This window comes from Pseudomonas sp. TE3910, from assembly GCF_056279025.1.
In genome coordinates this window covers 3,463,791-3,487,732 of record NZ_JBWBQN010000001.1, presented here as the reverse complement: position 1 = coordinate 3,487,732, position 23,942 = coordinate 3,463,791, and the positions used below count along the sequence as shown (strand labels likewise).

20 protein-coding genes and 1 pseudogene are annotated in these 23,942 nt (G+C 58.5%); 15 read left to right on the top strand and 6 right to left on the bottom strand.

Annotated features, from left to right (window positions below; genetic code table 11):
• Positions 1–162: 162 nt before the first annotated feature.
• The 15 genes and pseudogenes from ACZ9H3_RS16025 (at position 163) to ACZ9H3_RS15955 (ending at position 15,966) form a co-directional block, all read left to right on the top strand.
• The gene (locus ACZ9H3_RS16025; protein ID WP_065761290.1) at positions 163–1,656 is read left to right on the top strand and encodes an acetyl-CoA hydrolase/transferase family protein; all 1,494 of its coding nucleotides are present in this window, start codon (positions 163–165) and stop codon (positions 1,654–1,656) included.
• A gap of 321 nt (positions 1,657–1,977) precedes the next feature.
• Positions 1,978–2,193: a DUF1127 domain-containing protein gene (locus ACZ9H3_RS16020; RefSeq protein WP_065761291.1), complete on the top strand. Its 216-nt coding sequence runs from the start codon at positions 1,978–1,980 to the stop codon at positions 2,191–2,193.
• 311 nt (positions 2,194–2,504) lie between these two features.
• The gene (locus ACZ9H3_RS16015; protein ID WP_099773251.1) at positions 2,505–2,822 is read left to right on the top strand and encodes a DUF2388 domain-containing protein; all 318 of its coding nucleotides are present in this window, start codon (positions 2,505–2,507) and stop codon (positions 2,820–2,822) included.
• Between the two features lie 121 nt (positions 2,823–2,943).
• The gene (locus ACZ9H3_RS16010; protein WP_099773250.1) at positions 2,944–3,237 is read left to right on the top strand and encodes a DUF2388 domain-containing protein; all 294 of its coding nucleotides are present in this window, start codon (positions 2,944–2,946) and stop codon (positions 3,235–3,237) included.
• A 27-nt stretch (positions 3,238–3,264) separates the two neighbouring features.
• Positions 3,265–3,585, top strand: coding sequence for a DUF2388 domain-containing protein (locus tag ACZ9H3_RS16005; RefSeq protein ID WP_065761294.1), 321 nt, complete (start codon positions 3,265–3,267; stop codon positions 3,583–3,585).
• On the top strand, positions 3,582–5,540 hold the full coding sequence (locus tag ACZ9H3_RS16000; RefSeq protein ID WP_476221485.1) for a DUF7844 domain-containing protein: 1,959 nt from the start codon (positions 3,582–3,584) through the stop codon (positions 5,538–5,540). Before ACZ9H3_RS16005 ends, ACZ9H3_RS16000 begins: the two co-directional genes overlap by 4 nt.
• A 322-nt stretch (positions 5,541–5,862) precedes the next feature.
• Positions 5,863–7,170, top strand: coding sequence for a CitMHS family transporter (locus tag ACZ9H3_RS15995; RefSeq protein ID WP_476221483.1), 1,308 nt, complete (start codon positions 5,863–5,865; stop codon positions 7,168–7,170).
• Between the two features lie 72 nt (positions 7,171–7,242).
• Positions 7,243–8,013, top strand: coding sequence for a TerC family protein (locus ACZ9H3_RS15990; RefSeq protein WP_065761297.1), 771 nt, complete (start codon positions 7,243–7,245; stop codon positions 8,011–8,013).
• Between the two features lie 220 nt (positions 8,014–8,233).
• Positions 8,234–9,892, top strand: coding sequence for a Na/Pi cotransporter family protein (locus ACZ9H3_RS15985; protein ID WP_476221481.1), 1,659 nt, complete (start codon positions 8,234–8,236; stop codon positions 9,890–9,892).
• Between the two features lie 32 nt (positions 9,893–9,924).
• Positions 9,925–11,304 carry a M16 family metallopeptidase gene (locus tag ACZ9H3_RS15980; RefSeq protein WP_476221479.1) on the top strand — a complete coding sequence of 460 codons (1,380 nt, stop codon included), beginning with the start codon at positions 9,925–9,927 and terminating at the stop codon, positions 11,302–11,304.
• Between the two features lie 98 nt (positions 11,305–11,402).
• Positions 11,403–12,426: pseudogene (locus ACZ9H3_RS15975) on the top strand (DUF5924 family protein).
• A 43-nt stretch (positions 12,427–12,469) separates the two neighbouring features.
• The gene (locus tag ACZ9H3_RS15970; RefSeq protein WP_476221477.1) at positions 12,470–13,615 is read left to right on the top strand and encodes an MlaE family lipid ABC transporter permease subunit; all 1,146 of its coding nucleotides are present in this window, start codon (positions 12,470–12,472) and stop codon (positions 13,613–13,615) included.
• The gene (locus ACZ9H3_RS15965) at positions 13,612–14,406 is read left to right on the top strand and encodes an ABC transporter ATP-binding protein (RefSeq protein WP_065761302.1); all 795 of its coding nucleotides are present in this window, start codon (positions 13,612–13,614) and stop codon (positions 14,404–14,406) included. Before ACZ9H3_RS15970 ends, ACZ9H3_RS15965 begins: the two co-directional genes overlap by 4 nt.
• 1 nt (position 14,407) lies before the next feature.
• On the top strand, positions 14,408–15,346 hold the full coding sequence (locus ACZ9H3_RS15960) for an MlaD family protein (RefSeq protein WP_476221475.1): 939 nt from the start codon (positions 14,408–14,410) through the stop codon (positions 15,344–15,346).
• Entirely contained in the window at positions 15,343–15,966 is a 624-nt protein-coding gene (locus tag ACZ9H3_RS15955) for an ABC-type transport auxiliary lipoprotein family protein (RefSeq protein ID WP_476221473.1), read from the top strand. The genes ACZ9H3_RS15960 and ACZ9H3_RS15955 overlap by 4 nt, the downstream gene beginning before the upstream one ends.
• Here ACZ9H3_RS15955 and ACZ9H3_RS15950 read toward each other — a convergent pair.
• From ACZ9H3_RS15950 to ACZ9H3_RS15925, 6 genes are all read right to left on the bottom strand, one after another.
• Positions 15,948–17,177, bottom strand: coding sequence for a nucleoside recognition domain-containing protein (locus ACZ9H3_RS15950; protein ID WP_330522517.1), 1,230 nt, complete (start codon positions 17,175–17,177; stop codon positions 15,948–15,950). The genes ACZ9H3_RS15955 and ACZ9H3_RS15950 overlap by 19 nt on opposite strands.
• 109 nt (positions 17,178–17,286) lie before the next feature.
• The gene (gene gltP / locus ACZ9H3_RS15945) at positions 17,287–18,618 is read right to left on the bottom strand and encodes a glutamate/aspartate:proton symporter GltP (RefSeq protein ID WP_102052980.1); all 1,332 of its coding nucleotides are present in this window, start codon (positions 18,616–18,618) and stop codon (positions 17,287–17,289) included.
• Positions 18,619–19,194: 576 nt separating this feature from the next.
• Positions 19,195–19,353 carry a DUF1328 domain-containing protein gene (locus ACZ9H3_RS15940; protein ID WP_102052981.1) on the bottom strand — a complete coding sequence of 53 codons (159 nt, stop codon included), beginning with the start codon at positions 19,351–19,353 and terminating at the stop codon, positions 19,195–19,197.
• A gap of 30 nt (positions 19,354–19,383) precedes the next feature.
• Positions 19,384–21,003 (bottom strand): EAL domain-containing protein, encoded by a 1,620-nt coding sequence (locus ACZ9H3_RS15935; protein WP_476221469.1) that lies wholly within the window; start codon positions 21,001–21,003, stop codon positions 19,384–19,386.
• A 75-nt stretch (positions 21,004–21,078) separates the two neighbouring features.
• Complete coding sequence (locus ACZ9H3_RS15930) at positions 21,079–21,855, bottom strand: N-acetylmuramoyl-L-alanine amidase (protein ID WP_476221467.1); 777 nt, start codon at positions 21,853–21,855, stop codon at positions 21,079–21,081.
• A gap of 90 nt (positions 21,856–21,945) precedes the next feature.
• Positions 21,946–23,916 carry a GGDEF domain-containing protein gene (locus ACZ9H3_RS15925; protein ID WP_476221465.1) on the bottom strand — a complete coding sequence of 657 codons (1,971 nt, stop codon included), beginning with the start codon at positions 23,914–23,916 and terminating at the stop codon, positions 21,946–21,948.
• Between the last annotated feature and the right edge of the window lie 26 nt (positions 23,917–23,942).

Below are 23,942 nucleotides of genomic sequence, written 5' to 3'. Positions count from 1 at the left end.
GAAGCCCCAGCGCGGTTCGGCTGGGGCTTTTTGCTGCCCGATATCACCGACAAAAGGCCCTGTTTATAGCCCGGGCATTCGACCTTGGTCGTGGGACGAACCCTTTCTAAATCACTAGACTGGAGGCCTAGCTTTAGTAGCCCGAGATCGAGATAACAATCCATGTACCGTGATCGAATTCGCTTATCCTCCCTGCACAGCAAAGTAATGAGTGCGGCTGATGCCGCTGGCCTGATTCAGGACGGCATGACCGTCGGCATGAGCGGTTTCACCCGTGCCGGTGAAGCCAAAGCCGTTCCTCAAGCGCTGGCCGAACGCGCCAAGAATTCGCCGCTGAAGATCAGCCTGATGACCGGCGCCAGCCTGGGCAATGATCTCGACAAGCAGCTCACCGAAGCTGGCGTACTCGCTCGACGCATGCCATTCCAAGTTGATAACACATTGCGCAAGGCCATCAACGAAGGCCAGGTAATGTTCATCGACCAACACCTGTCGGAAACGGTTGAGCAACTGCGTAACCAGCAGCTCAAGCTGCCAGACATCGCGGTTATCGAAGCCGTGGCGATCACCGAACAAGGTCATATCGTTCCGACCACGTCCGTGGGTAACTCGGCCAGCTTCGCGATTTTCGCCAAACATGTGATCGTCGAGATCAACCTGGCGCACAATCCGAACCTGGAAGGTCTGCACGACATCTACATCCCGACCTATCGTCCAACCCGTACACCGATCCCGCTGGTGAAGGTTGACGACCGTATCGGTAGCACCGCGATCCCGATCGACCCGGCAAAAATTGTCGCCATCGTTATCACTGACAAGCCAGACTCGCCGTCCACGGTACTGCCGCCGGACAGCGAAACTCAGGGCATCGCCAACCACCTGATCAACTTCCTCAAGCAGGAAGTTGATGCCGGACGCATGACCAACAAGCTTGGCCCGCTGCAGGCCGGTATCGGCAGCATCGCCAACGCGGTAATGTGCGGTCTGATCGACTCGCCGTTCGAAGACCTGACCATGTACTCCGAAGTACTGCAGGACTCGACCTTCGACCTGATCGACGCAGGCAAGTTGAACTTCGCGTCGGGCAGCTCGATCACCCTGTCGAGCCGCCGCAATGCCGACGTGTTTGGCCACCTGGAGAAGTACAAGGACAAGCTGGTACTGCGTCCACAGGAAATCTCCAACCACCCTGAAGTGGTTCGCCGCCTGGGCATCATCGGTATCAACACTGCACTGGAGTTCGACCTGTACGGCAACGTCAACTCGACTCACGTCTGTGGCACCCGCATGATGAACGGTATCGGTGGCTCCGGCGACTTCGCACGTAACGCCCACCTGGCGATCTTCGTGACCAAGTCCATTGCCAAAGGCGGCGCGATTTCCAGCGTTGTTCCAATGGTCAGCCACGTCGACCACACCGAGCATGACGTCGACATTCTGGTCACTGAGCAGGGTCTGGCCGACCTGCGCGGCCTCGCGCCACGTGAGCGCGCCCGCGTGATCATCGACAACTGTGTGCATCCGGACTACCGCGAAGCGCTGAATGACTACTTCACCCGCGCCTGCGAGCGCGGTGGTCATACCCCGCATATCCTGCGTGAAGCCCTGTCTTGGCACGAAAACCTGGAAGAAACCGGTCGCATGCTCGTCGGTTAATCCCTAGCGCAGCTGTTCAGTTGGTGCGGTGCAATGCACGCCAGCTGAACAGCTACAGCGCATTAATCAATCAAACTGTTCTACTGTACCGGTTATTTTCCGGGAATTTCCTCGCTTTTACCCCCTTTCCCAAAATCAATCGCACCATACCAGTGCAGACCGGTACAGTTGCGTCCATTTCGAGTGCAACAGTCTTCTAAAACAGTTAACTGGACCATCACAATCCATATGAACTGTATCTAGAGGAATCGACCGAAGAGGAGGATCATTGGCATCAGTTAAATCACTACCTAATGCCGCCATAAGCGGAAGGATGACATCATGGAACGTACCCTCAGTTCCGATCTGGTTTTTGAAAACAGCGCCGAAAAATCCAACGCTTCCTTGCCGCTGCGTTTGCTGTCGAACCTGTTGCTGTGGCAACGCCGTATCTCCAGCCGCCACCAGTTGGCTCGCCTGGATTCGCGCCTTCTGGCCGATGCTGGCATCAGCGAAGCACAACGCTACGAAGAGCTGAGCAAGCCTTTCTGGCGCTAATGCAGGGCTCGCCGGCCACGCCGGCACCTCGAATTTATCAAAAACCCGTCGCAGGAGACTGCTGACGGGTTTTTTCGTTCTGAGGCCCGGGCTAGAGCGCCTGCAGCGCAGACATGCACAGTTATAAAAATATTAAAAACGACAGGTACAGTTTCATCTAGGCGTTCGAGATACAGATACCGCGCAACGAAATGGCACGGTAACGGTCCTATTGTTAAGAACGCTGGCTCCCCACGTACGCCTCGCAGGTTGCGTCGCCGTGATACGCTTAAGCAGCTACCCCACACTGCTCTCTAAAGGAGATAGACCTCATGTTCCGTTCACGCATGCTTGGCACCGCGCTGATGCTGGCCCTGGCTTCGACAGCCAATGCAACCAGTTTCGTCGTCACCACCGATACCGTGGTTCGGGGCTTAGGGGCCTCCACCGACGCCACCTCCGATGTCACCTCATCCTTCCGTGACGATAAAATCGTTCGTGCTGCCCGTGACGACGCTGCCAGCTTCGTTGCCAGCCAAGGCGAAATCCGCGGTGTAAAACTGGAAAGCGCACTGGCGCATATCCGCCAACAAACACCGGCACTTCAAGCCAGCGACGCAGAGTTGGCACAAGCCATTCTGGCCATTTGACCGTGATTGGAGTCCGGCACAGTTATGCAACAACATGCAAAACAGCCGGACTCTTCAGGCTGGTTCAGACCGACGCATTGGGATAGCCTTTGCCGCCTGATTCACCAGCCCCTAGAGAACCATGCGTTATCCATTATTGCTGTTGCTTGCGTTGTGCTGGGCCGGCACCGTCCAAGCCCTTGACCTGACCACCCAGAGTCTCGTCGCCAGCGGCTATGCCACCAGCAAGGTCACCTCGGCACCCTTCGACCGTAAATTGATACTGGCAGCCAAGGACGATGCGGCAGCATTCGTCGCCAGCGCCGGCATGTTGCGCGGTGCTCACCTGCAGGCTGCGCTGGACCGACTGCGTGAAACTCACCCCAAACTTCATGCCAGCGACCTTGAACTGGCGCAGGCAATTCTCGTCCAATGACCACACCTGTATTACCGGAGATGTTCCATGCGTAACCCGCTGATTGCCGCCACCCTCGGCCTAATGCTGATGGCCGACCTGGCCCAGGCACACACCCTGGTGGCCACCAGCAACATTATCGTTCGTGCATTTGGCCGCTCGATCGACTTCACCTCCGACACGACAACGTCTATCCGCGACGCCAAAGTAGTCCGCGAAGCCCATGACGATGCCGCCAGCTACGTCGCCAGCAACGGTGAAATCCGCGGTGCACAGCTCGAAGCAGCGTTCGATACCCTACGCCAGCGTGTTCCTGAGGCACGTGACGCCAGCGACCAAGCCCTGGCCGAAGCTATCCTGGCCCTGTGAACCCCATGCGTGCCTGGCTGCTGGGCTGCGTACTGACGCTGCTCGCTCCCCCCGTGTTAGCGGATCTGCAACTGGTCCTCGAACACGATGGCCTTGATCCGCAACAACAAAGGGCCAGCCAGGCATTGTTGGATGAGGCGCTGCAAGCGCTTCCACCACAGTTCAAATCCCGGCTGGATCGACGTATCGACGTCAGCTGGAGCACAAAGATGCCAGACGAGGCTTATGGGCAGGCCTCGCTGGTGTCCAGCCTCGAACTCAATCGTCGCTTGCTGCCAAGCCTTGTGGACGGCACCGCTGCGACTACGAAGACGGATCGACCACACGGCACGGTACGTCAGGAGCTGCTGGCGACTGTACTGCATGAACTGACCCATCTGTATGATCGTGCCCGCCTATGGCCCACAGCCGAGCGCAAAGAGATCCAGGCCTGTACCCGGTATGCGTCCAGCAAAGGCGAGGTTGGCCTTCCAGACGGCTGCCGCGGACAAACCAAACGCCGCTTTACCCTCAGCGATGACCCTCGTCTGCTGGACCTTGCCGGCTGGCCGCAGTACGTCGGCCGACGCGGAGAGCGCGAACAACACAATCGGCAAATCGCCCGCAGCCCAGATAGCTACGAGCTGAGCAGCCCGAAAGAATTCATTGCGGTCAACATGGAGTACTTTCTCCTTGACCCAAGCTATGCCTGTAGACGGCCCGCACTGCACGCCTACCTGCAAGCGCACTTTGACTGGGCCCCGGCACACCCGACTTGCCAACAGACATTACCGTTCCTGAATGCAGGAAACGATTTTGCCCGCCAACCGCTGGGCCAGATCGACCCGGAGCGGGTCTATGCGGTCGATTACCTGCTGGCCGAGGCCAACCAGAACTGGGTCAGCCGCTGGGGGCACAGCATGCTGCGCCTGGTAATCTGCGCCCCTGGCAGGCCACGTGGCCCTGACTGCCGGCTGGACCTCGACCAGCATCTAGTGCTGTCTTACCGAGCCTTCGTCAATGATGTGCAACTCTCCAGTTGGGGCGGCCTGACGGGTGCCTATCCCTCCCGCTTGTTCATCCTGCCCTTGGGCCAGGTGATCGATGAGTACACCAAGACCGAACTGCGCAGCCTGGCTTCAGTACCGCTCAAGCTGGATCGATCCGAGCTGGAGAGCCTGGTGCGCCAGGCCGCGGAAATGCACTGGAGCTACGACGGCAACTACTATTTCCTTTCCAACAACTGTGCAGTCGAAACACTCAAACTGCTGCGCAGCGGCACGGGCAAGCAACAGCTGGCGGGACTGGACAGCATCATGCCCAATGGCTTGCTGGAAGTGCTCAACGGACGTGGCCTGGCGGATGTCAGCGTCCTCGACGATCCGCGTGAAGCCCTGCGCCTGGGCTACCGTTTCGACTCCTATCGAGACCGATATGAAGCCATGTTTCAGGTATTGAAGAAGCACCTGCCCGTTGCCCAGGACAGCGTTGAGACCTGGCTCGAACAACCCGCGCAACAGCGCCAGCAATGGTTCGACCGAGCGGACCTGCGCACCAGTGCCGCCCTGTTGCTGTTGGAGCAGGCGAGCCTGCGGCGCCAACTGCTGCTGGCTCAGGATGAGGTCAAGCAGCGCTATCTCAGCGGTCGCGCATTAAATGATGCAAGTGTGGCCAAAGCAAACGGCACATTGCAGCAGATACTTGCCAACAGTGGCTTTCTCAGTCGCCCGGCCGAGTTGATCGACAGCAAGGGTTATGGCGTGCCACAGGCAGCCGAACGCCAACAACTGGAACAGACCAGCGGCCAGCGCCAGCAACAGCTGCAACACCTTACCGCAGCCCTCGATAAAGAGGTCAGGGCGTTGCTCGAGCCGTCACGCGCCGCCGAGATTGCAGCGGTTGAAGCCAACATCGATCAGATTGGCAAACACCTGCGCGAGCTACACAAGGCTGCCGGCGGCTTGCAGCTCCCCTGAGACCAGCGCAGAGCCCCAGCGTGGCAGGCACCTTCATGGCCCATGGGTCATTCAACCCACTCCATTGGTCGTCTTTCAGCCTGCGAAAGCTGGCTGAAAGCTTTCGCTTTTAGCATCAGCCCACCACCGGCATTAGACCGGTCAGCCGGTGTACCTGAGATTCAGCGTACATCAGGCCAATTTAACAACAACAATGGTGATTCTGATGTCCTTCTACGCCCGCCTTGCGACTCCACGCCCGCCGAAAGTCCGAACGCTGCTGACCGCACGCTGATTCGTCCGACTCGATTTCCCCACGACGCGCTACGCCTGGAGTACTCCCATGCTGACCTTCCTCGGCTTTGCCATGGTCATCACCTTTATGTACCTGATCATGACCAAACGCCTGTCGGCGTTGATTGCATTGATTCTGGTTCCAATCCTGTTCGCACTGTTTGGAGGCTTCTCCAGCAAAATCGGCCCGATGATGCTGGAAGGCATCAGCAAACTGGCGCCAACCGGCGTCATGCTGATGTTCGCCATTCTCTACTTCGCCCTGATGATCGACTCCGGCCTGTTCGACCCGGCCGTACGCAAGATCCTCAAGCTGGTCAAAGGCGACCCACTGAAAGTATCCGTCGGCACCGCCGCGCTGGCCTTGGTTGTTTCACTCGATGGTGACGGTGCCACCACTTACATGATCTGTGTTGCCGCAATGCTGCCGCTGTACAGCCGTCTGGGCATGAACCCACGAATCATGGCTGGCCTGATCATTCTGGCTGGCGGGGTCATGAACATGACGCCATGGGGTGGCCCAACGGCCCGTGCTGCCAGTGCATTGCACGTAGACCCTTCGGATATTTTCGTGCCCATGATCCCGGCCATGCTGTTCGGCGTCTTGGCGATCCTCGCCATCGCCTACCTGTATGGCAAGCGCGAACGGGCTCGCCTCGGTGAACTGCACTTGCCGGGGGACGAGATCGATCACAGCGAGATCAGTGTTTCGCAGTTCCCCGATGCACGTCGGCCCAAGCTACTTTGGTTCAACGGGGCCCTGACCTTTGCCCTGATGGTCGCCCTGATCGCCGGCTTACTGCCATTGCCGGTGCTGTTCATGATCGCGTTCAGTATCGCCATGGTGGTCAATTACCCATGCCTGAAACAGCAGAAAGAGCGTGTCGCCGCACATGCCGGCAGTGTGCTGGCCGTGGTCGGGCTGATTTTTGCGGCAGGTATTTTTACCGGTATTCTCTCTGGCACCGGTATGGTTGAAGCCATGTCAAAGAGCCTGCTGGCCGTGATCCCGGAGACCATGGGCCCTTACCTGGCGGTGATCACAGCAGTCGTTAGCATGCCATTCACCTTTTTCATGTCCAACGACGCCTTCTACTACGGCGTACTGCCGGTACTGTCGGAGGCTGCCAGCCACTACGGTATCTCGCCGGTGGAGATGGCCCGCGCGTCGATCGTCGGGCAGCCCGTACACCTGCTAAGTCCACTGGTACCCTCAACGTACCTGCTAGTGGCACTGGCCGGCATTGAATTTGGCGACCACCAGCGCTTCACCTTGAAATGGGCAGTACTGGTTTGCCTGTGCATAATGTTGGCTGCGCTGCTGATGGGAATTTTCCCACTATTCAGCAACCTTTAAGACTACAGATCCAACCACTGCGATCACGCTCTTTGCCCGGGTGCATCGCATTCAACGATTGAAGGAATACACATGGAATGGCTGACCAACCCAGAGATCTGGGTTGCCTTTTTTACTCTGACGGCCCTTGAGATCGTTCTCGGCATCGACAACATCATCATGATCTCGATCCTGGTCAGCCGCATGCCCAAACACATGCAGCCACGTACCCGGATCTTCGGTCTGGCACTGGCCATGGTTACTCGGATCATGTTGCTGCTGTCGATCACCTGGGTCATGCGTCTGACCAATGATTTGTTCGAAGTATTCGGGCAAGGGATCTCTGGACGCGACCTGATTCTGTTCTTCGGTGGCCTGTTCCTGCTCTGGAAAAGCTCTCAGGAGATCTTCCACGGCCTGGAAGGCGAGGATGAAACACACGAAGAACCTGCTGGCAAAGGTGGCCAGTTCCTCTACACCATCATCCAGATCGCGATCATCGACATTGTCTTCTCTCTGGATTCGGTGATTACAGCTGTCGGCATGGTTTCCCATGTGCCGGTAATGATCGCCGCAATCATTGTCGCCGTGCTGGTGATGATGCTCTGCGCTGGCGCCATCAGCGAATTTATCGACAAGCACCCATCACTGAAGATGTTGGCGCTGTCGTTCCTGATCGTGGTGGGTACCGTGCTGATCGCCGAGTCGTTCGATGTGCATGTACCAAAAGGCTATGTCTACTTCGCCATGGCGTTCTCGCTGGCGGTAGAAGCCATCAACATCCGTATGCGTACGGCGATAGCAAAAAAGAAACAGCAACAGAACGATCCCGTGAAACTTCGCAAGGACATTCCGGGTCAGTAATCCTGGTGCGGTTATGAAAGGGCCCCACGCGGGCCCTTTTTCATGCTCCAGCCTGAGGGTTTAGTTTCAAGCCTGTGCAGGCTATGCGATGCTGGCGCCAGGGCTTCTAGCCGACTAACGCTTAAGTGAGTACTGGAAAAGAACCGCCTGCAACCAGGCCAGGCTCACGGCATCATCCACTTGCCTCCTTTGGGGCACATTCAACAGGGGGCCTTTTCACATGCTGACCCTGCTCAATTTGCTGTCGGCCGTGGCCTTGCTGATTTGGGGCACACACATCGTGCGTACCGGCATTCTGCGCGTGTACGGCTCCAACCTGCGCCGGGTGCTGAGCCAGAACATGGCCAGACGCCCGTTAGCTTTCATTGCCGGTATTCTGGTCACCGCCCTGGTGCAAAGCAGCAACGCCACGGCCATGCTGGTGACATCATTCGTTGGGCAAGGCCTGATGACACTGACCCCGGCACTGGCGATCATGCTGGGTGCCGACGTCGGCACAGCCCTGATGGCCCGCGTACTGACATTCGACCTGTCCTGGCTGTCACCCCTGCTGATCTTTCTTGGCGTGATTTTCTTCCTGTCGCGCAAACAGACCCGAGCCGGCCAGTTGGGACGCGTCGGCATTGGCCTTGGGCTGATCATCCTGGCCCTTCAACTGATTGTCGAAGCAGCGGCGCCGATCACTCATGCCCAAGGCGTAAAGGTGCTGTTTGCCTCGCTGACCGGCGATATCTTGCTCGACGCTCTGGTCGGGGCCCTGTTTGCCCTGGTGTCTTACTCCAGCCTGGCGGCCGTACTGTTGACGGCAACCCTGGCGGGTGCAGAACTGATCAGCCTGCCTGTCGCCATCGGCCTGGTGATTGGCGCCAACATCGGTAGTGGCCTGCTGGCCTTTCTCAGCACCAGTATGCAGAACGCTGCAGGTCGCCAGGTTGCCCTGGGCAGCCTGCTGTACAAGCTGATCGGGCTGCTTCTGATCATTCCAGCATTAGGCCCGCTGGTGAAATGGATGGACAGTCTGAATTTCAGTCCTCAGGAACTGGTGATCGGTTTCCACCTGCTCTACAACAGCGTGCGGTGCCTGTTGATGCTGCCGACTGTGAAGCCCATGGCAAGCGTGTGTAGCTGGCTGTTGCCACTTCGCGAGGAAACTAACGGCCAAGCCCAGCCCCGTCACCTGGACCCCACCGCACTCGCCACCCCCAGCCTGGCACTGGCCAACGCGGTACGCGAAACCCTGCGCATGGGTGATCTGGTCGACAGCATGCTTGATGCCATGCTCGGCGTTCTGCGCGGTACCCAAACGGCAATGACCCAACAGATGCGCAGCCTGGGCGAAGATGTTGAGGGGCTCTACAACGCCATTAAACTGTACCTGGCGCAAATGCCCCGCGAAGACCTGGGCGAACAAGACAGTCGACGCTGGGCGGAAATCATCGAATTGGCAATCAACCTCAAGCTGGCCAGCGATCTGATCGAGCGCATGCTGCGCAAGGTGCAGCAACAAAAGACCGCGCAGCGCCGTGAATTTTCCGAGGTTGGCCTGGAAGAATTGACGGGGCTACACACTCAGTTGCTGGCCAACTTGCGCTTGGGCCTGTCGGTGTTTCTCAGCGCCGACCCGGAAAGTGCACGCCAGTTGTTACGGGAAAAACGTCGATTCCGCGCCCAGGAGCGCCGCCTCGCACACGCCCATGTCAGCCGACTGCAACGTAAAGTGGTGCAAAGTATCGAAACCAGTTCGTTGCACCTGGAACTGATCGCCGACATGAAGCGCCTGAACTCGCTGTTCTGCAGTAGTGCCTATGTGGTATTGGGTGGCTCAGACACTGATGCCCTGTTGATCGATAGCGTACCTGACGACGCCCATTCGCCTTGAACGATCCAAGAACTCCCGCAAGGAAGCTCGCCATGCGTTGCCTGTTGTTTGTTTGCCTACTGTTGGGTTGCATGCCCAGTTTCGCCCTTGATCGCTCCCAGGTAGAAGGTTACCTGCTGCCCAATGGCCTGCAGGTCATACTCAAGCCGGGTTATGAACGCGACCATGTGTCGATCCGCCTGGTCGTGGGCGTCGGCTTCGACGATTTCCCATGCGACCGCCGGGAACTGCCGCACCTGCTGGAACACCTGTTGTTCAGCGGTATCGACGACAGCGGCGAGGGTGGTCTTGAGGAACGCATGCAAGCGCTTGGTGGCGAGTGGAATGCTTACACCAGCAGCGCCGACACGACCTTCGTAATCGAGGCGCCGGCCCGCAATCAACGCAAGGTCCTTGATCTGTTGCTGGCGATTCTCAGCCAGACTCAGCTCGATGAGAATGCACTTGAACTGTCGAAAAAAATCGTCGAACGCGAAGATGGCGGGCATTACTCGCACCTGCAACGCTGGCTCGACCGTCAGGACCTCGGCCACGGTCCCAGCGAACAATTGGCAGTTGAACTGGGGCTTACCTGCGCTGAGCGCTCCGCTATAGACGACCTGACACTGGAAGAGGTCGATGACCTGCGTGCGCACTGGTATGCGCCCAACAACATGACCCTGATCATGGTCGGTGGCCTCGACCGCCTGCTGCCGGCCTATCTGGAACGGACCTATGGCCAGCTCGACCCGGTCGACCCCAGCGAGCGACGGGGCCTGGAGACCGTTGTACACAAGGCCGAGGCAAAGCGCGTGCTGACCAGCGGGTGGCTCGGTAACAGCGCCAAACTGCACTGGATGTTCCTTGAGCCAGTGCTTGAGGGTGACAGCGAGCAGACGTTCAACCTGCTACAACGCTACCTGGACTGGGCGCTGTACAGCGAACTACGCCTCAAACACAGCCTGTCCTATGGCCCTTCCAGCCAGCGTGAAATGCTCGGCAATAGCAGTGTAATGAGCCTGAATGCCGACCTTGATCGCGAGAGCGTCGATGAAGCAGAGGTGCTGCTGCAAAAATTGATCGAGCGACTGCGTCAGAATGGGCTGGATCCTGCAACGTTTGAACGCATCAAACAGGCAGCCATCGACCGTGAAGCATGGACCACTCAGGGTAATGCAGCCTTGGCCGACTACTACTGGAGTGCATTGAGCGCTTATGCCGATGGGCGCTTTGCAGACCCGGTAAGCAAGTTGCGCCAGGTCAGCCTGGAGGATACCAACCAGGCCATGCGCCAACTGTTTGCCGACCCTGGGTACCTGCGCATTGAAAAGCCGGCGTTGGGTTATGAAAGCATTTACCGTCTGTTGGCCGGGTTACTCGGGCTGATCCTGCTGGCTGGGTTTGTCTGGCATAGACGCCGCCGCGGCCAATAGGCGCGACAAAGGCCCTCTCAAGGGGGATGACAACAAGCCATTACGGATAAACAGCGTTATCCTGTGCGGGTTTTTACCTGACTTCAGCGAATACCCGCATGCCTCACGTCATCCAGCGCCTGATCGAACTGTTCAAGCGCTACCCAGGGGTTATTGCCCTTGGCGGTTTCATTTCCGGTATTGCCAGTTTCATTCTGGTCGACCGCCAAGCAGGCCTGGCCAGCTGGATTGCCATTCTGATGCTGGTCAGCTGGGTCTGGCTGATGCTGGAGAACACCTTCACCCAGCTGTTCGCCAAGGTCTTCAAGCGCGAAATTCCGCAGCCACTGCTGCGCTATGCCACGCAGATGATCCACCAGGAAAGCCTGTTCTTCGTACTGCCGTTCTTTTTCATCACCACAACCTGGAACAGCGGCCAACTGGTATTCACCCGGGCTACTGACCGCAGCCGGGCTGATTTCGATCATTGATCCGTTGTACTACAAGTGGCTGGCGCCACGGCGCTCACTGTTTCTTGCCCTGCACACCCTGACCTTGTTCGCGGCGCTGCTTACTGCGCTGCCCATCATCCTGCACCTCACCACAGCACAGAGCTTCAAGCTGGCACTGGGTGCGGCCATGCTGCTGTCGTTCCCCAGCCTGGCCAGCAGTTTTCCGATCAACCACTGGCGCCGCGCCGTCATGCTGGTAGCCGTGACCCTGGCCGTGGGTGGCAGCGGTTGGCTACTGCGCTCGTGGGTGCCGCCTGCCACGCTATGGCTGAACGATGTCGCGATAAGCACCGAGGTGCAAAACCGCACCCCCGGCGCCAGCCTCAAACAAGTGAGTGCCAGTCAGATCCGCAGCAGCGGTCTGTATGCCTACACAGCGATCAATGCCCCACGGGGCTTGAATGAGCGGATCTACCATGTCTGGCAGTTCAACGGCAACGAGGTCGACCGCATCGCGCTGGACATTCATGGCGGGCGCAAGGAAGGCTACCGCGCCTGGACCCACAAGCAGAACTTCCCGAGCAACCCCATCGGGCGCTGGCAGGTGAGGGTGTTGACCGAAGATGGTCAGGTCATCGGCGTGCTGCGCTTCCGGGTAGTTGACGACGGTCAAGCAAGCACAGCTCAGTAGCGCTATGCTCTGAGGCTGCGCATTGGAGCGCCTCTCGGATCACATGGAGCTTATGACCAGTACTGCCAATGCCACCTTGGACACCACCAGCAGCCCAGCTTGTCTGCGGATCACGGGTGACTGGACGCTGGCCAACTACGCCAGCCTGAAGCAGCACACTGCAAGCCTGGCAGGGCAGTACGACAGCACAACGCGGATAGAGCTTGATCAACTTGGCAAGCTGGATACCGCAGGTGCCGCACTACTGGTCGAGTTGCTGGGCACCCAGCGCCTGGCCCAACTGACCGAAACCGCCACACACTTGCCAGCGGCCAACCGCGCCCTGCTGAAAACGGTCTACTGCTCGCTGCAAGACTACTGCATACCGGTGAAAACACCAGAGCGGAACGTGCTGATGCAACTGCTTGAACGCATCGGTCGTGCCGTCGATACCCTCAAACAAGATACCCTGCACCTGCTCGGCTTCGTTGGCCTTATTCTCGCCACCTTCGGGCGCCTGCTGTTACAGCCAAAACGCTGGCGGCTCACCTCGGTGGTCGCACACATTGAGCAAACCGGCCTTAACGCCGCGCCGATCGTCGCACTGTTGACCTTTCTGGTTGGCGCCGTGGTGGCCTTCCTTGGGGCAACAGTGCTGGTCAAGTTCGGCGCCAGCATTTTTACCGTCGACCTGGTGGCGTTCTCTTTCCTGCGTGAGTTCGGTGTGTTGTTGACCGCCATCCTGATGGCGGGGCGTACCGCGAGTGCGTTCACCGCTCAGATTGGCTCGATGAAGGCCAACGAAGAAATCGATGCCATTCGCACGCTGGGACTGGACCCCATCGAGATTCTGGTCATCCCACGGGTGTTGGCCTTGCTGATCGCACTGCCACTACTCACTTTTCTTGCAATGCTCTGCGGCATCGTCGGCGGCGCGCTGGTTTGCGCCTTGTCCCTGGACATCTCGCCGGCCATGTTCCTTTCGATGATGCAAAACGACATCGATGCAAGACACTTTCTGGTCGGGTTGGCCAAGGCCCCATTTTTTGCCTTCCTGATCGCTGCAATTGGTTGCCTGGAAGGCCTCAAGGTCTCCGGCAGTGCCGAATCGGTAGGTGCGCACACAACCTCCAGCGTGGTTCAGTCGATCTTTGTAGTCATTGTGCTGGATGCCATTGCGGCCCTGTTTTACATGGAGATGGGCTGGTGAGTACGCCACCACGCGAAACCGTGATTGAAGCCCGAGGCCTGTGCAATCGCTTTGGCAGCCAGAGCGTGCATGAACACCTCGACCTCGATTTGTATCGTGGTGAAATCCTTGCGGTGGTCGGTGGCTCAGGCAGTGGCAAATCCGTCCTGCTGCGCAGCATCATCGGCCTGCGGCGTCCCGACGAAGGCGATGTACGGGTATTCGGGCAGCACCTGAACCAGTTGGACGAAGCGCAGCGCTCCCAGGTCGAACGACGGTTTGGCGTACTGTTCCAGAAAGGGGCCTTGTTCTCCTCGCTGACGGTCACTGAGAACGTCGCCTTGCCGCTGATCGAACATGCCGGCCTGTGCCGCGCAGATGCCGAACAGCTCGCGGGCGTCAAGCTGGCTCTGGCCGGGCTGCCCTTGTCGGCCGCAGACAAGTACCCGGCCTCTCTTTCTGGCGGCATGATCAAACGCGCAGCGCTGGCACGGGCACTGGCCCTGGACCCCGATATCCTTTTTCTCGACGAACCTACCGCAGGGCTCGACCCCATTGGTGCGGCGGCCTTCGACCAATTGATCCTGACCTTGCGCGACGCCTTGGGCTTGAGCGTGTTTCTGATCACTCACGACCTGGACACCCTCTACACCATCACCGATCGCGTCGCGGTGCTGGCACAGAAAAAAGTACTGGTTGCCGCGCCAATCGCGCAAGTTGCCGATACCGAGGACGCCTGGGTTCAAGACTACTTCCATGGCCCCCGTGGCCGTGCGGCCTACCAGGCCGCCACAGCGCTCAAGGAGGATTGAGATGGAAACCCGTGCACACCATGTATTGATCGGGCTGGTCACCGTGCTGGTCGTGGCTGGCGCCATGCTGTTCGGCCTGTGGCTGGCCAAATCCAGTGTCGATAACACCTTCAAGGACTATGAAGTGGTGTTCAACGAGACCGTTTCCGGCTTGTCCAAAGGCAGTTCGGTGCAATACAGCGGGATCAAGGTTGGCGATGTCATCAACCTGCGCCTCGACCCAAAGGATCCTCGCCGTGTACTGGCTCGCATCCGGCTGAGCGCCGACACCCCGATCAAGGAAGACACCCAGGCCAAGCTGGCCCTGACCGGTATCACCGGTACCTCGATCATCCAGCTCAGTGGCGGTACGCCACAGAGCCCAGCATTGGAAGGGGTAGGGCACAAACTCCCGGTGATCATTGCCTCGCCATCACCGATTGCACGTCTTATGAGCAACAGCAATGACCTGATGAGCAGCATCAACCAACTGCTGCACAATGCTAACCAGCTGTTCTCCGAGGAGAACGCTGCACGGTTGAGCAATACCTTGGCGCATCTGGAGCAAACCACCGGCTCGGTTGCCGAGCAGCGCGACGACATTCGCCTCGCCATCCAGCAATTGGCACAGGTGAGCAAGCAGGCCAGCGCCACGCTGGAACAAACCAGCCAACTGATGCGCAACGCCAATGGCCTGCTCAGCGGCCAGGGCACACAAATCGTCGGTAATGCCCAACAGGCAATGCAGTCGCTGGCCAGCAGTACCACAACCCTCAACGCCATGCTCAACGACAATCGCGAAGCCATCAATGAGGGGGCGCAGGGCCTGCATGAACTGGCACCAGCCATTCGAGAACTGCGAGACACCCTGACCGCGTTGAAGGCAATCTCCCGGCGCCTGGAAGCCAACCCCAGTGGCTATCTGTTGGGCCGTGACAAAAACAAGGAGTTCGAGCCATGAAGCGTAACCGCCTGGTACTGGCATTAGCGCTAAGCCTGAGCAGTGCCTGCTCGATTCTGCCCCAGGCCGACCCATCAGATGTCTACCGCCTGCCGACCCACCAGGTCCAGCACGGCACCAGCGACGTTGCGCCACTAGACTGGTCGCTGCGTCTGAACAAACCGCTCACCAGTGAAGTGCTGAACAGCCCGCGTATTGCCGTGGTGCCTCAAGGTGATCTGATCAGCAGCTACAAGGGCGCCCGCTGGAGTGACCCGGCGCCCACGTTGCTGCGCAACCGCATGCTCGATGCCTTCCAGCGCGATGGTCGGGTACAGCGGCTCAGCGCCGACGATAGCAACCTGCAAGCCGACTACGAGCTGGCTGGCGAGCTGCAATCGTTCCAGAGCGAGTATGGCGCGCAGGGGCTCAACGTGGTGATCCGCTTTGATGCGCGCCTGGTACAAGGGCGCACCCAGCGAATTTTGGCCAGCCAACGCTTCGAGGTGCGTCAACCGCTAAGCGATAAACAGATACCCGCTGTCGTCGAAGGCTTTGGCCAGGCCAGCGACCGACTGATGGCGCAACTGGTTGATTGGACCGTGCGCCAAGCCGCACAAGCTCAGGCAAAGAACCAGTAGCAGACGCCAATGGCCGCCAGCACGCCGGCCAATTCGGCGAGCAGCGCACAGCCCACAGCATGTCGGGCCCGCTGGATACCCACTGCGCCAAAATACACGGCCAGTACATAGAATGTGGTTTCGGTGCTGCCCTGAACCGTGGCAGCCACCAACGCAGGGAAACTGTCTACCCCATGGCTTTGCATGGTCTCGATCAACATCGCGCGGGCAGCACTGCCAGAGAATGGCTTAACCAGCGCGGTCGGCAACGCATCGACAAAGCGGGTATCCCAGCCAAACCAGTCAACCGCATAGCGAATACCGTCCAGACCGAACTCAAGGGCTCCAGAGGCACGCAACACGCCAACGGCGCAGAGCATTGCCACCAGATAGGGCAACAGGCTCTTGGCGACGTCAAACCCTTCTTTGGCGCCCTCAACGAAGGTTTCATACACCTTGACCCGCTTGAACGCGCCAATCAGCAAAAAGAGCATGATCAGTCCGAACAGGGTCAAGTTGCCCATGATTGACGAGAGGGTCGCCAGGGCTGTAGCCGAAAGCCCAGCCAGCAGCGCCATGAACCCTCCGAGCAGCAGCGCGCCAGGCACCAGGTAGGCCAGGACCACCGGGTCCCATAGCCGCAGGCGTTGCATGACCGCCACAGAAAGCAGGCCGACCAGCGTTGATGCACTGGTCGCCAGCAGGATCGGCAGGAACACCAGCGTCGGGTCCAGCGCCCCCTGCTGTGCGCGGTACATGAAGATGGTGACGGGCAACAACGTCAGCGAAGAGGCGTTGAGTACCAAAAAGAGAATCTGCGCATTACTGGCGGTAGTTGAGCTGGGATTGAGCTCCTGTAGCGCCCGCATGGCCTTGAGCCCGATCGGCGTGGCTGCGTTATCCAGGCCCAAGCCGTTGGCGGCAAAGTTCAGGGTGATCAAACCCAATGCCGGGTGGCCGGGGGGAACCTCCGGCATCAGGCGCTGGAACAATGGGCCTAGTACTTTGGCCAGCCATTCGACCACACCGGCTTTCTCGGCAATTTTCAGAAAGCCCAGCCAGAGGGTGAGGGTACCAAACAGCAACACCATGACCTCGACCGACAATTTGGCCATGGCAAAGATGCTCTCGACCATGGCGGCAAAGATCCCGGCGTTGCCGCCCACTAACCATTGCGCCAGCGCCGACACGGCAGCGACCACGAAAAATCCAAGCCAGAGGCCGTTGAGCATCAGTTATTCCCCCACACAGTGGGCCGAATGATAGCGGGCCAGGCTGGGGGCACGCCAGAAAAGCAAAAGCCCCGACACGTCGGGGCTTTTAATCAGATCATGCAGCGGCTTACTTGGTCGCCACTTTACCGGCAGGTACTGCTTCCTTGCTGCGCCAGTGCGGCAGCGAGTTCCAGTAGCGCTGGCCTTTGGCATCGTCGTACATGCCTTCCCAGCGAGCGATAACCAGTACTGCCAGAGCGTTGCCGATCACGTTCAGCGCGGTACGGGCCATGTCCATGATGCGGTCTACACCGGCGATGAAAGCCAAGCCTTCCAGCGGAATACCGACACTGCCCAAGGTGGCCAGCAGTACCACGAAAGATACGCCCGGAACGCCAGCAATACCTTTGGAGGTGACCATCAAGGTCAGTACCAGCAGCAGCTGCTGGCTGATCGAAAGGTCGATGCCGTAGAGCTGAGCGATGAAAATCGCAGCAATGCTCTGGTACAAGGTCGAACCGTCGAGGTTGAACGAGTAGCCAGTCGGGACGACAAAGCTGCAGATGGCCTTCGGTGCACCGTAGGCTTCCATCTTCTCGATTACGCGTGGCAATACCGTTTCAGAGCTGGCAGTGGAGTACGCCAGAACCAGCTCATCCTTGAAAATGCGCATCAGCTTCAGGATCGAAAAGCCGAACAAGCGGGCGATCAGGCCCAGCACCATGAAGCCGAAGAAGGCAATCGCGAAGTAAACCAGCAGTACCAGCTTGGCCAGCGGCAGCAGCGAAGCAAAGCCGAAGTTCGCAACAGTGACCGCGATCAGCGCGAACACACCGATTGGCGCGTAGTTCATGATCATGTGAGTGACCTTGAACATGGCTTCGGACACGCCCTGGAAGGTTTTTACCAACGGGTCGCGGATATCCGCCTGCAAGCTCGAAAGGCCCAGGCCGAAGAGCACGGAGAAGAAAATGATCGGCAGCATTTCACCGCGCATCAGCGCTGCGAAAATGTTCGACGGAATCAGGTTGAGGATCGTCTCGATGAACGCGTGCTCATGCTGCACTTCAGCAGCGGTTGCCTGGTACTTGGAGATATCCACCGTACCCAGCGTGCTCATGTCGATGCCGGCGCCAGGGTGGAACAGGTTGGCCAACAGCAGGCCGACCACGATCGCGATGGTGGTGACCACCTCGAAGTAGATGATGGTTTTCAGGCCGATACTGCCCAGTTTTTTCGCATCGCCAACCCCGGCGATACCCACGACCAGTGAAGAGATCACGATCGGGATAACGATCATCTTGATCAGGCGAATGAAGATGTCACCAGCTGGCTGCAGAACGTTACTGATCCACCATGCCTTTTCTGCACTGAAATGATTCAGTACTGCACCGATTGCAATCCCGAGAATCAAACCGATGAGGATCTGCCAAGCGAGGCTTAGTTTTGCCTTCTTCATGTCGTTACCCTTTCTTCAAGTGGTCACGGGCATTGCGCTGAAAACCCCGACCTAGAGCTATTGAAAGCCTTCAAGAGTCGATTGTTCGCAGCAGGCAATAGCGCCGTAGAAGGTCACCGCAGGCGAGCGAAAGAACGCTCGGGTCAGCGAAAAAAGGCGCAACTATTCCGACGCGAGAGGGTAACGTCTAATGCCGTAAACGACTACCCTATGCCGATTCGGCATGATGATTAAGGCTAAAAACGAACGTCTGAAAGGGTTGAAATAGAGCCGTTCGGAATTCCGAAGATGGCCAAAGCGCCATATTTAGGCCAATTCAGCCATATCCGCCTGGATGATAAATGCCGTTGTTCGACAATCCGAATGCGTGAAACGCCCCAAATTTGTCGGAGGGGTCAGCTAAAAAAATATCGATGTACGGTCAACAAGACGCACACTTCGACATCCGCTGTAGGAAACAACCCAAAACAGCCGGCGTGATGCCCATTACCTCTACAGGCATTTCGGATATCCGCTCAGTACCCGGGCCAACACTGAAACGTCCAGTACCCTAAACAGAGCGCCTGACCGGCTTCGTCATCCACGTCGACCGAAAAACAGGGACGCCGCGAACAGCACAAGGAAAATGATGAAGAGGATCTTCGCGATGCCAGTCGCTGCGCCCGCGATACCACCGAAGCCCAGCACAGCAGCGACGATGGCGATAATCAGGAAAGTAATAGCCCAACTCAACATGATGATTCTCCGTCGTATATTGGAGTAGGTTCAGGCCTCATCATCGATCCGTCGCGGCCCCCTGCGCCGACCTCGGGTCACCAACTCGGCAAATTGCCTGGCGCTGAGGGGATGCGCAAACAACCAACCCTGTCCGTAGTTCACACCTTCGCTGTTCAGCAACAGCGCCTGATCCTCATACTCGATACCTTCGGCGATAACCCGCAACTGCAAGGCATGCGCCATGCGAATGATATGCGGCGCAACCCCGCTACTGGCGGCATCGTGGCCCAGAGCATCGATGAACGCCTTGTCGATCTTCAGGCAGTCGACCGGCAGTGTCTGCAGGTAGGCCAGGCTGCAGTAGCCCGTACCAAAGTCATCGATCAACACTTGGTGACCAACCGAGCGCAGTGCTTGCAGGTTATCCCGTGCGACCACCACATCAATCAGCCCGCGCTCAGTCACCTCGAAAGCGATCTGGCTGGCCGCGACGCGGTGCAGTGCCAGTAAACGAGCAGCCACACGACCAATGCGTGGCACCATCACATCGCACGCAGCCAGGTTAATCGAGATGTACAACTGAGGGTTGGCACGCAGCAACTGCCCCAACTGCTCCAGAACGCGCTGCAACACAAAGTCGGTGATCTGGCGAATTTGGCCGGTGTTTTCCGCCAACGGAATGAACAGGTCCGGACTGGTCAATGTGCCATCGGGATGGCGCCAACGTACCAGCGCCTCGGCCCCCACGCATCGTCGGCTGTTGAGCTCGAGAATTGGCTGATAGAGCACCTGCAACTCACCTCGCCGCAACGCCCCCTGCAGTTCCGAACTCATTGATTGGCGTTGACGTACCAACTGCAGTACCAACCAGCCGATGCACCAGGCCAGCAGCAGGCTGCCTGGGAACAGCAACCAGATGACGCCATTCATTTTCAGCGGCAGGCTGGTTTTGGGGGTAATCAGCACCAGTTGATAGTCCGGAGACTTAGTCGGCATCCGATAGACCAGATGATCGGGCAACTCCAGCATGGCGTTTGCAACGTCGAGTGCCCCATCAGAGGAGGGTGGCCATGCCTGCGCCGGCCCCAACACGGGTACTGCACGCATACCGTTGTCGAGCACCACCAACAGGCTGCCGCCTGGTGGCAGATCAACAACATCGCTCAGGTGCCCACGAGAAGTCGAGATACGGAAATGCCCACGCCCCAGCATCAATGCCGCCAGGTTGTCGTTCGGTTCGGCACTGGTGTTCAACCAATAGCTGTAGGTCGGCCCCTGAATATCCGGGGGCCGTACAGGTTCTGTGCTGTGCTCACCCAAGCGATTGGAGCAGCGGGTGTCTCCATCTATATAGGCGGCTTCAAAGACAAAGCGATTGTTGAAGCCCACCTGCTGCAAGGCTGCCAACATCTGCGGAGTGCACCCTCGCAGCGGTTGAGCCTGAAGATGATCCACACCTTCACGCAGCTGACTGAAGATCTGCTCCAGCCGCTCCAGAAACCGCTCCCCCTTCGCATTCATCTGCTCGCTTTCACTTTGCTGAATCTGGTGCATGGCCACACCAAGGCTGGCACTCAGCAACAGGATCGCACTGGCCGAGGCCGCGAGAGCGGCCAGTAGCCAGGGGCGAAGGAAAAGGCTGCGCAGCGCGGCGAAGGCAGATGACATCAGGCGATATCCCATTGAATACCACAAGGTATAGCAACTGCCTGACGAATCAGCCTGCCCGTTGGGCGGCGCCCATCAGCGGGAGCGGTTGAGCACCTGCAAGATTGCCGCCGTCTGCGCATCGGGCACGCCATCAAAACGTTGCGGGCGGAAGCGCATCTGAAAAGCGGCCAACACGTGCCGGGTATTGACATCATTGACCCCGGTTTGCTCGATGGCATAGCCGAAACGTGCCAGTTGCTGCTGGTACCAGGCAATACTCGGCGGGCTCACATCGAAACGGGCACGCTGCTGTGCAACGGCAGCGGCATCAGGCCACACACCAACACCGGCATCGGCCAGGCGCTTCCAGGGAAACAGAGGGCCTGGGTCGAGTTTGCGTGATGGCGCTATATCGCTATGCCCAATGATATGCCGTGGGTCGATGTTATTGCGTTTGACGATGTCCTTGAGCAACAGGATCAGCGCCTGTATTTGCGCCTCGGAGTAGGGGTGCCAGACACGTCCAGACGGTGTATCGGTAAAACCTGGGTTTACGATCTCAATGCCAATAGAGCTCGAGTTGAGCCAGGTACGCCCCTGCCATTGGCTGTCACCGGCGTGCCAGGCACGGCGGTTCTCGTCTACCAGTTGGTAGATGGTCGCTGGCTGATCACCAATCAGGTAGTGGCTGCTGACTTCACCATGGGTCAACAACGCCAGTGAACGCTCCAGCGAAGCGTTGGTGTAGTGCAGGACAACAAACTGGATACGACTGTCCTGGTTGACGGATGGGTGGCTTCGGTCAATCTGGAGGGTGTTCGCACAACCGGCCAGAGACAGAAGCAGCAGGGCGCAGAAGAAGGCTTTCATGGCAAGAGGGCACATCTATGGATATCAGTAATGCAATAGCATAACGTACCCTCTCTAGCGATGGCGCAAACGGTGATAACTATATAGTGCTCATCCTTGTTCGACGCGGTTACGGCCTTGGTGCTTGGCGCGATACAACGCCTCGTCGGCGCGCTTGAGGGCGATGTCGCTGCGCTCCCCATCACGTAGCGCAGTGACACCTATCGAGAGGGTGATCGTTACCCGCTCGCCCTTGAAGTGGAATGGGCAGGCCTCGACCGCCGCCCGCAGGATTTCGGCCTGCTGGCATCCACTGACCAGATTGCTCTGCGGCATCAACAACACAAACTCCTCACCACCAAACCGGGCGATAAAGTCACGGCCTCGCAAGCGCTTGCGCAGTTCGTTGGCAACGATCTTTAGCACCTTGTCGCCAGCGAGGTGCCCGTAGTTGTCATTGATCCTTTTGAAATGGTCCAGATCAAGCATCGCGACCAACAGGTGGCCACCCTGTGCCTGCCAAGCCTGCATCTCACGCTCCAGATGCTCGGACCAGGCCGCACGGTTTGGCAGGCCGGTCAGTGGGTCGATCAAGGCCTTCTGCCGCTGCTCTTCCAGATGCTCACGATAACCTTGGGCTTCCTGCTCCATATGCGTAACCCGCTCAGCCAAGCCACGCAAACGCTCGGCCATTTCCTGCTCACGCTGATCACGCTGCTGCTGGTGTATGTCAATCGTTCCCAGCAATCCTTCCAGGCGGTTATCCAGAATGTGTTTGAGGCTTTCCAGATCCGCAGCCCCCTGCACGCTGCTTTGCAGGCCATCAACCTGTTCACGCAACTGGCTATCCAGATCGCGGGCAGCTGTCCGGCTATCGGCATGCCCTTCACTGGCTTCCTGCAGATGACTCTGGAAAGACTCAAGGCGTTCATTGACCTGCTGCAGATAGGCTTCAAACTCATGCTGGCCGCTGCTGGTGATAGCCAGCATGAGCACGACCAGATCGTCCAGGACCGGCAACAGCTCATACCAGTTCAGGCCATGCTGCAGGCGCTCGCGCATGGATTGCGCCTGGGCCTTGTGCCGCTCGGGAAGCGTCAGATCATCCAGCAAGCCCAGCAGGGTCTCTTCAATATGACTGGCGACCGAACTGTAGCTAGGCTCGGTGTTTTCGGGCAGTGCGTACGCCTCTTCGGCGGGCGTGGCCTGATCCTCCGGGATATCGGCAGCGAGCGGTGGAACATCGGCCCCGGTCTCCGGTGCTTCAGGACGCTCAGGTTCAGATGCTGGCTCCGCTGCCAATGCCTCAAGCGGCGCAGCGACTGGAGGAGAGGGCACCTGCACAGGCTCGGCGGCCGCGGGTTCGACCTGCACGGACGTCACCGCCTCGCTGGCCGCTTCGACAACGGGCTCAGGCAGCGGATGCAGCTCATCTGCATCGACCTCGACTGGCGATGCAACAGGCGCTGATTCAACAGCAGCAGCAGCCTCAACCTCAACAGCCGCAGAGGCTGTGCTGGCAACCGTTGTCGGTACTGCGGGCGCATCTGATGCCGCTTCGCGGTTACCGAACAACCGCTGCAAAAAACCTGGGCGGCCGGCTTCTTCTGGCTTGTCCAGCGCAGCAATCGCCTGGCCTTGCAAGCTACTCAGCTCGCCCAGCAGCAAAGGCATCTCACGAGGCTGACTCGCGCGAGCATCCAGTTGTTTGGCAAATTTTTTCAGTGGCCGAGTGACCTCACTCGGCAACGGCAATGCTTGCAACTGGCTCACTAATGCCGCCAGCGCTGTGCCGATCTGTGCCGTTCGGGTTTCCCGACGCTGCTCGGAGTCCAATACGGCTTTTTCCAACCGCGGAATCAAGCCTGCCAGTGCAGCGTCCATATTGTCGGTGCGGATGACGTCGCGCATCTCTTTCATGCACTTATCAACAGCCAGATCGCTGCCTTCGGCCGCCAATGTGCTGCGTACCAAGCCTCGACGCAGAAGGTCAAGGCGAGCTTCCCAGCGGCGCTCGAGCTTTTCTTGTTGCTCAATACTCTTGAGGTATTTTTCTTTCCAGCGCTGGGCTTCTTCGGTCATGCCTGATTTCGCAAAGGAGTAGGGGC